The sequence below is a fragment of the Desulfurivibrio modestus genome (assembly GCF_044068625.1).
Classification (GTDB): Bacteria; Desulfobacterota; Desulfobulbia; order Desulfobulbales; family Desulfurivibrionaceae; genus Desulfurivibrio.
In genome coordinates, this window is record NZ_JBIPKH010000024.1 from 20,608 (window position 1) to 29,282 (window position 8,675).

The 8,675-nt window shown below is 62.9% G+C and carries 4 protein-coding genes; 2 read left to right on the top strand and 2 right to left on the bottom strand.

Annotated elements, in window-relative coordinates:
• Positions 1–77: 77 nt before the first annotated feature.
• On the top strand, positions 78–3,050 hold the full coding sequence (locus ACHHRT_RS11905; protein ID WP_395499995.1) for a hypothetical protein: 2,973 nt from the start codon (positions 78–80) through the stop codon (positions 3,048–3,050).
• On the opposite strand, the gene ACHHRT_RS11910 is transcribed toward ACHHRT_RS11905, so the two are convergent.
• Positions 3,041–3,961 (bottom strand): lysophospholipid acyltransferase family protein, encoded by a 921-nt coding sequence (locus tag ACHHRT_RS11910; RefSeq protein WP_395499996.1) that lies wholly within the window; start codon positions 3,959–3,961, stop codon positions 3,041–3,043. The two genes, ACHHRT_RS11905 and ACHHRT_RS11910, sit on opposite strands and share 10 nt — an antisense overlap.
• Positions 3,962–4,170: 209 nt before the next feature.
• Here ACHHRT_RS11910 and ACHHRT_RS11915 point away from each other — a divergent pair, with 209 nt between their 5' ends.
• Positions 4,171–5,523, top strand: a complete 1,353-nt coding sequence (locus ACHHRT_RS11915) for a helix-turn-helix transcriptional regulator (RefSeq protein ID WP_395499997.1) — start codon at positions 4,171–4,173, stop codon at positions 5,521–5,523.
• A gap of 47 nt (positions 5,524–5,570) precedes the next feature.
• Here ACHHRT_RS11915 and ACHHRT_RS11920 read toward each other — a convergent pair whose 3' ends face one another.
• Complete coding sequence (locus ACHHRT_RS11920) at positions 5,571–8,651, bottom strand: PKD domain-containing protein (protein ID WP_395499998.1); 3,081 nt, start codon at positions 8,649–8,651, stop codon at positions 5,571–5,573.
• Positions 8,652–8,675: the final 24 nt, after the last annotated feature.

An 8,675-nucleotide genomic window follows, 5' to 3' on the forward strand; every position in this document is an offset into this window, starting at 1 on the left:
CAGCCGGCCCCAAGCCAACCCTCGCCCCAGGAGATTGCCATGTTTGCCTTATTCAACCTTTTTCCCCCGGTGAAAGCGTGAGGGAGCAACAGCCGGCAGCCCCGGCCATACCGGCGCGGATCCTGATCCTGCTCGGCACAGTGCTGCTCCTGGCTTGGACCGCCCCGGCCCACCCCTTTGCCCCCTACCCCTCCCACTACCGCTGGCGGACCCTGACCACCGACAACTTCGCGATCCATTTCCCCCATCATCTGGCCCCCCAGGCCGAGCATACCGCCAGGATCGCCGAGGAGGTCCACGCCAAGATCAACTCCCGCCTGGCCTGGACCCCCCGGGGCCGGACCCGGGTTATTATCTCCGACCACCTGGATTACGCCAACGCGGCGGCCACCTCCTTCCCTTACAACACGGTCTACCTGCTGCTGCGCCCCGCCGCCCCCGGCGAGGAGCTGGCCGATTATGAAGAGTGGTTAACTCTCCTTTTTGTCCATGAATATCTCCATATCGCCCATCTCGATCAGGTCCGGGGCGGCAACCGGGTGGCCCGGGCCCTCTTCGGCCGGATCGCCACCCCCTGGACCTTTCCCAACTGGTTCTCACCCCAGTGGCTGGTGGAGGGGCTGGCCACCTACGAAGAGAGCGCCCTCACCGGTCGGGGCCGCACCGGCTCGGCCTACTTCGAGATGATTGTGCGGATGGCGGCCCTGGAGGATCAATTCCCCACCCTGGGCCGGATGCAGGGGTTCCAGGCCAGTTGGCCGGGAGGCTACAGCCGTTACGTTTTCGGGGCCGCCTTCCTCGAATACCTTACCGAAACCTACGGTGAGGAGAGGCTTTTTGCCCAGGCCGCCGATTATGCCGGTCGCGCCCTGCCCTTCCGGCTCCACGCCTCCTTCACCAGCACCATGGGCAAAGGCCCCAAAGAGCTCTGGCGGCAGTGGCGGCAAGTGGAGACCGAGCGGGCGGCGGCGTTCAAGCAGCGGGTGGTGGAAGAGGGTGAAACCGCGGGTCAACCCCTTACCCGGCGGGGTTACCGGATCGGAGCCCCCCGCTTTTCCCCCGACGGTCGCTTCCTGGCTTACAGCGAAGCCGGGGCCCGCCAATGGCCGGCGCTCTGGCTGCTGGATCTCGCCAGCGGCAAGGAGCGGCAGCTCACCGACGCCCTGGGTTCCACCGGGCTCTCCTTCTCCCCCGATGGCCGTTACCTGGCCTTTGCCCGTTGGGAGCGCCGCCGTTCCTTTCAGCTCTATGCCGATCTCTATCTCTACGACCTCAAGGAACAGCGGCTTACCCGCCTGACCACGGGCGCCCGCTTGCGCGACCCCGATTTTCATCCCGACGGCAGCCGGCTGATCGCGGTGCGGGAGGGGGAAGGGACCACCACCCTGGTGCTGGTCGACCCGCAAGAGGGCCGGATCACTCCCCTGCGCCAAGAGGAGCAACCGGTGGTTTACGGCCGCCCCCGCTGGTCCCCCGACGGGGAGCGCCTGGTGGTGGATCGCTGGCGCCGGGGCCGGACCGGCTTGGAGATCCTGGCCGCCGACGGGGGTGAAAGCCGGGTGCTGCTGGAGAGGGCCGACTCCACCCCCGCCTGGCCGGTCTGGAGTGGCGATGGCCGACAACTCTACTTTACCCTGGCAGCGGCCAAGGTTCACAATATCCACCGCCTGGACCCGGCCACCGGGGAGCTGGCCCGGGTGACCAACGTGGTGGGAGGCGCCTTTGAACCGGCCCTCTGCCCCCGGACCGGGCGGCTGGTGTTTGCCGATTACTCCGCCCGGGGCTTTGACCTGCAGTTGCTGGAAAACCACGGGACGATAAGCACCGCCCCGGCCCAGCAGGAGACCGCTTCGCGGGAGCGGGGTCAGAGGTCAACACCATCTGCCGGCAAGCCGGCAGCCAGCGACGATGCCCAGCTCCCGGCCCACCGGCCCTACCTGGCCGGCGCCACCCTGCTGCCCCGGGGCTGGCTGCCCCTGTTTTCCGTGGATGAGGAGGGTGGCAATTACGGTTTCAGCACCTGGGGGGCCGACGCCCTGCACCGCCATCGCTTTGAAGCCGCAGCCCTCTACGGCAGCGCCAGCGATCGCTGGTCCTGGGCGATCAGCTACCGCAACCACTGGTTTTTCCCCATCCTGGAGCTGAGCGCCTCCGACCTGGCCGTTAACCACGGCAATCTCTGGACCCCGCCCGAAAAGGAGCCGGGCCATCGTCCCCTGCCCGATTACTGGGAACGGCGGCGCGACCTGCGGGCCACCCTGCTGGTGCCCCTGCTCCAGATGCGCTGGGGTCTGACCGGCCGCCTGGGCGTGATCGAGCAACGGCTGACCACCCTGAGTACCCTGCCGACGGGGGAGGAGGCCCCGGCCACCGGAGTCCTGCGGGGCACCACCCTGGGGCTGACTTTCGCCAACCGGGAGTGGCCCCGGCTGGCAATCGCTCCCACCCGGGGCGGCATGGTCCAAGCCCGCTGGAACCATTTCAGTTCCTCCCTGGAGAGTGATTTTGAGCTGGATGAGTTCCTGGGGGATCTGCGGGGGTATGGCCGAGTGCCCTTCCTGCGGGGCCATCTTTGGGGCTGGTGGCTCAAGGGGGGGCTGGCTGAGGGTGATCGCCTGCTGCAGCGGCGGTTTCAGCTCGGCGGCTTCTGGACCCCGGAGGAACTGCTGGGCCAGTCGGAGGGGGTTTTTGCCCTGCGCGGCTACCCCCGGGCGGTGCAACGGGGCGACCGGATCCTGCGCGGCACCGTGGAATATCGCCTGCCCCTGGCCTATCACGAAAACGGCCCGGCGATCTTTCCCCTCTTCTTCGACCGCTCTCACCTGACCATCTTCGCCGAGGGCGGCGCGGCCTGGGACGGTTCCTGGCATGGGGCCGAAAACGACCAGGAGATCAAGAGTTCATTGGGGGTGGAATACAAGCTGGATCTGGTGTTCGCCCATCTGCTGCCGCTGAACCTGCGGGTGGGGATGGCCTATCGGCTGGACAGCGACGTGGAGGCCGAGGATCGCTCCTTCTTCTACCTGGGCTTCATCGGACATCAGTTCTGAGGCGGGCTCTCCCCGTCGGGCCGGGTCTTCCAGCGCCGATGCATCCAGAGCCAGTAATCGGGTTGGGCCCGAATCTGCTCCTCCAGTACGGCGGTGCAGGCCTGGGTGTAGGCCAGAATATCCTGGTCCCGATCGCCGCTCCGGCTGATCTCCACCTCGGGGAGGTAGGTGAAGCGGTAACGGTTGCCCGGCAGGGGCAGGGAGATCACCGGAATCAGGGCGGCGTCGGTTTTGATCTTCAACAGGGCCACCGCCGGGGTGGTGGCGGCCGGACGGCCAAAAAAATCGACAAAGAGCCGGTTTTTAGAACTTTCATTCTGGTCGATCATGATCGCCAGCCCCTTGTTTTCCCGCATCGCCTTCAACATGGGCCGAAACGCCTGGGTCTTCTCGATGATAAAGTTGCCGGTCAGGGTCCGGAAGCGCTGGAGCAGGGCCTCCAGGTGGGGATTGTCAAGTTCGCGGACCACCACTCCCATGGGATGGCCCTGCCAGCCATGGGCCAGGGCCATCATCTCCCAGGGCCCGTAGTGGCCGGAAAAGAAGATCGCCCCTTTGCCCCTGGCGTAGGCCGCCTCCCGATGTTCCACCCCGGCAAATTCGAAATCAGCGAAGCGGGCGGACTCCAACCCCCGGTTCAAAAGGGAGAGCATATCCAGGATATAGGCCCCGAAAAACTGGAAAGAGCGGCGGACAATGGCCTTGGCCTCCCCCGGCGCGGCGCGGGGAAAGGCGATGGCGACATTGGCCAGGGCCACCCGACGATGGCGACCATCCAAATGGTACACCAGCCACCCCAGCCCCCGGCCCCAGGCCAGGGCCCATCGCCGAGGCAACATCTGCACCAGCTTGAGCAGCAGGTTGATCAAAGTTTTTTCCGCCCCAAAACGCATCGGCCCATAACCGCTCATGTTTTATAATCAAGAAATCAACAATTTACACCGTAAAACCCAAATCTGGAAAACGGGGACAGTTTACGGCGACGGCAGGCTTCCGGCAAGAAGATTTGGCAATCGAGGGCAAAAAACGACATCCAAATGAAGGAGGAACCACCGGCAATTGTCGTCCAACCGGGGGTTTTCTGTCGACTTTTTCTGTCAACCGGCTATATAAAAGTTCCATGAAACCCGCAATCAGCTCGTTGCACTTCGCCGCTTTTGTTCTCTGGCTGGTGGTCTTTCCCATGAGCGGCAGCCTGCTGCCCCCGGCCAAGGCCCCCAGCCTGATGCTCTACTTTCTGGCCGGGCACATTGTTGCCATCCTGCTGCTGGCCGGGCTTCGGGATGAAAGGGCGCAGCTCATACTATTCCGAGCTTCCGGCGGGCTTACCTCCCTGCTTACCGCGTCATTTCCCCACTTTCCTGAACACCCGGAATTGATAATGGGAACTTTGGGGGTGGCGGCGGCTCCCCTGGCGGTGGGAGTAATAGTCAACCTGAAACGCTCGCCGGCCCCACCCTGGGCGGCGGCGGTTGGCTTACTGACCGGGAATTTGCTGGCGGCCCTCTTTTCGCAGGTAGCGGCCACCCCATCCTGGCTGTTTCTGCTGATCGCCCTGCCTCCGGTTCTACTGATGCCATTTCCCATCGACAACCAGGCCCCAACCCGACCCGATTCGGTTTCCCCCCCCTTTTTTGCCGGCCTGACCCCCTACCTGCCCTTCATCTTTCTCTTCTACCTGATCGGGGGTTTGATGTTCGGCTTTATCTCTCCCCAATACGCCAAGGTCAGCCCTCTAGCCGGCATCGAGCTACTGGCTTACGGAATCGCCACCCTGGGGGGAGCCTGGCTGGTTGGCCGCAACCGTGATCTACTGCTGGTTCTGGGCCTTCTTTGCGCCATGCTCTCCCTCACCTTACTGGAGTGGGAACCGGTCATCGCCACCATTATCAGCATGTACGCCAACCACCTGGCCTTCGGTCTGATCGATCTTTTTCTGATCTGCCTGCTGCTGAACCAGGCCCAGAACCAGCGGGCGGTGGCCATCGGCCTGGCGGTAATGCTGCTGGCCATCTTCAGCGGCACCCTGGTCGCCGGCAACTTCGCGGCCATGGGGCAACTGCTGACCTCGGCCGGCACCCTGATCCTGACCATGGCGATCCTGGCTCTTTACTTTCTCGGCTGGTGGCGGCCCCAAACCAGGGCCAACCAGCCAATCCCGCAAAACCCGGAGAACGCTGCCGCCACCACCGACGCCTCGCTCCGATCTGCGCCGGTGGCGGCGGTCAACCCGGAGCAACTGGTCGAGAACTGGAACGCCGGCCGGGCCACCCATCAAAAACAGTTGTCGGAGCAGGAGAAACTGGTGGTTGCCCTGGTTCTGGCCGGCCATACCTACAAGGAGGCCGCCCGGGAGCTGGGGATCTCCCAGTCCTCGATCAAGACCTACATGAAAAGGGTTTTCGATAAGGCCGGGGTCAACAACAAGCATGATCTGCTGCGGGAAATAAACAAGGGGGAGGATGCCGCTTGACATCCTCCCCCTTGATCTTGATCTGATCGTTTTTGATTTAGTTGGGGTTAACGGCGCAACAGCCCCATGATCCCATCACCGGGCTTTTTCCGGCTTCCTTGCGGTTGCTCCAGAGTTTCGGACCCGGAGGCTGACAGGGCCTGGGGTGTTGTTCCCTCCCCTTCCCAATCTTCCTCCAGCCAGGAGAAGGCCCACATAATCCGGTTGCTGATCAGTTCCGGGTGATCCCCCTGAACATAGGTGGCAGCAAGGTGATCGTAGCCGCTGACGGTATCAAAATCACCGGCTTCAATCCCGGCATGGTGGGGCGGCACGGTGAAGTCGACCCAATCGGCGATCGCTGTCGGCAGATCGGGGACGCTAAAACTGCCCGCGGCGGCCGGGGCCATGGCGGCGGTCCAGCTCCACTCATAGGCGTATACCGAGACTTCCACATAATCCACCGCGGCGGCCTCTCCCAGCAGCTGCCAGGTGAAGCGCTTATTGTCCAGATCATAACTCAGGTCGGCCAGATTGAACCCGGCCACCGGGATATTAAGGCTGGCGGGAATCGCCGACTGGTTCAGAACGGTCAGCCAGTCGTTGGCGCCCTCGCCCATGGTGCCGCTGGCTTTGATGGAATAGGAGTCGGTGGGAAAACCATCGGCCCAGGCCAGGGTCCCCGTCTCCGAGGACAGGTTAAAATTGCGGCCAATCCCCACCTCGGCGTTAGCCCGCCAGCCGAAGATAAACAGGCTGTTGAGAGTTCTGTCGGCTGTCCAGTCCAGCAGGGCGGGGGTACGATCCACCGTAATCGTAAAGGGCGAGTCAGCAGGATTCTGGTCCAGCAGGTAACCGTAGCGGACCATCTGGGAGGCGGTATCGAAACCGGCCGCCACCAGGCTGATCGTGCCGTCTTCCTGGAGCTGATCGTCATAAAAAAAGCCGCTGATCAGGTCTCCTCCAGCCGACCAGCCATAGGGATGGACGAGGCCAATGGAGTTAACGCTAGCCGGGCGGCCAGCAGTTCCCCAGTCAAGATTGCCATCGAAATAAGTCATTTCAAAATCATCGGAGCCGACATAGTAGACCATATCGGCCACCGGCATATCCACCATGGTATCCAGCACCCGATTGGTCCACTCGCCGGCGAACTCGTAAGCGATGGTAACGGTGGCCCGATCACGACCGATATCACCGAAATCCGCCACCCCGTCGGTGCCGGTGGTGAGATATTCGTCAACCGCGATGCCGTCGGTGGCATGGAGAATAACGTAAGCGTCGCTCACGGGATTGTCGAGACTGGGTTCATCCTTGACGGTTATCTTGAGGGAGGTGCCCGCCACTTCGCCGCCGTAAATTACCTGCCGGCTGGCCTGGGCCTCTCTTCCCTTGTCATCACTGACGGTGAGGGTGATGGTGGCGGTGCCGGTGCCGCTGGGAGCCCGCCAGTTGAAGGTGGCCCCGCTGCCGCTGGTGGGAGTCCCTACATTGGCCTGCCACTGATAGGTGATGGGGTCGCCATCCGGGTCATGGGCCACGGCCTGGAAAACCACAAGAGTACCGGCATCCACCATCAGACCTGGATCGGCCTGGATATCGTCGATCACCGGAGCCTGGTTGGGAATGATAAAATCAGCCGTGACTGCCTCCGCACCCACCGCGACTTCCCGGCTGGAGGCCCCTACCACCGCCACCAGCACCGTGCCCTGGGGAACTTTCAGCTCATAATCTCCAACGGCATCGGTAAGGGCGGTTACCCCCAGGTTGGTCCGGACCCGAATTCCAACCGCCGGCAACCCCGAATCCTCGTAGGTGACCGAACCCTGAATCCGGCCGTCATAGGCCATGACCAGCTTATTGCTCAGAACCAGCCAGTTCTCCGGGTTGGTGTTGCGAATGGTGCTGCCGTCGGCGGTGGGGACGTAAATCTCGTCGGTTACGGGATCCCCTTCCTCCGCGTCGGTCACATCATAGGTTCTGCCGAAGGAACCCAGACGGCCATGGACCGTGATCGTTTCGGGGTTACTTTCATCCGTCGAACGCTTCACGGTCATGCAGGCCCTGCCGTCACTGGCGGTGGTGGCATAGGTGGAGCTCTGAAAAGTAACCCCCCGGGCCTCCACCTGGACATTGGCCAGGGGTTCATCATCCTCATCAACCACGTCAACGCAAACCACCGCGTGCTGATCCACCGGCACATCCACGTTCCACCAGCTCAGATGGCGGGCGTAGGCCCGGGCGTAAAGAGCGTTTTCGGTCTCGTGGTTGAAAATAAGGGCGTGGGAAAAGCCATCCGCCTCAATCACCCTGCCAGAATGGCCTTCGGGGAAGGCGTGCTCCTGGACCCAGATCCCTTTCTCCTCGTCGAAGGACCACCACTCAATGTAGTCGCCGGCCTGGTAACGGTTCTGCAATTCGTCGGGCAGGCGCATCTCCACCAGCAGCCACTCACCGTTAAAGGTTTCGATCTGCTGACCGTTGCCGTTGGTGATGCTGATATCGGTAAAAACCACGCTTTCCAGCAGAATGTCGGCATCACCGGCATCCACCTGCCCGCTCTCCTCGGGGTCATCGGAACGGGCCGCCATGAAATCACCGGGGAAGGACTGGCGCCCCTCCTCGCTGGTGGGATCTCCATAGTAGGCGCTCACCTCGATGGTGCCCTCATCACCGATGGCCTGCTGCAGATTGCCGATGGTCATCTTGTGCTGCCCACCGTTGCCGTTATCCGTCACCTCCAGCGCATCAACGTCCGCCAGGTTCACGGTTGCGGCGGCGGTGGGCACCCTGAGCGAGAGGGCCAGGGCGTAATCGGAAACTCCTTCGGTGTAGTTAACCACCCTGGTGGCGGGAACCCGTCCCGACTTGGAGAAACTCAGCACCACCCGATTATCCTCGGGAACCTCCACCTCCAGAGTGAAAAAGCCGTTGGTGTCGGTGTGGGTTTGATTGCCGCCGCCGGCCACCAGCACATCGGCCAGACCACCGCTGCCGGTGACCTGGCCGGAGATGGTGGCGGTCACCGCCGGATCTTCCGGAGTGGGCGTGGGCGGGGGCGGACTGCTGCTACCACTGCTGCAAGCGGTCAAAAATGCCGCCAAGAGCAGCGCCACAATGGCGATCATTGCAACTTTGCCTTTGTACATGTCGCGGTTACCTCCTCTTTACAT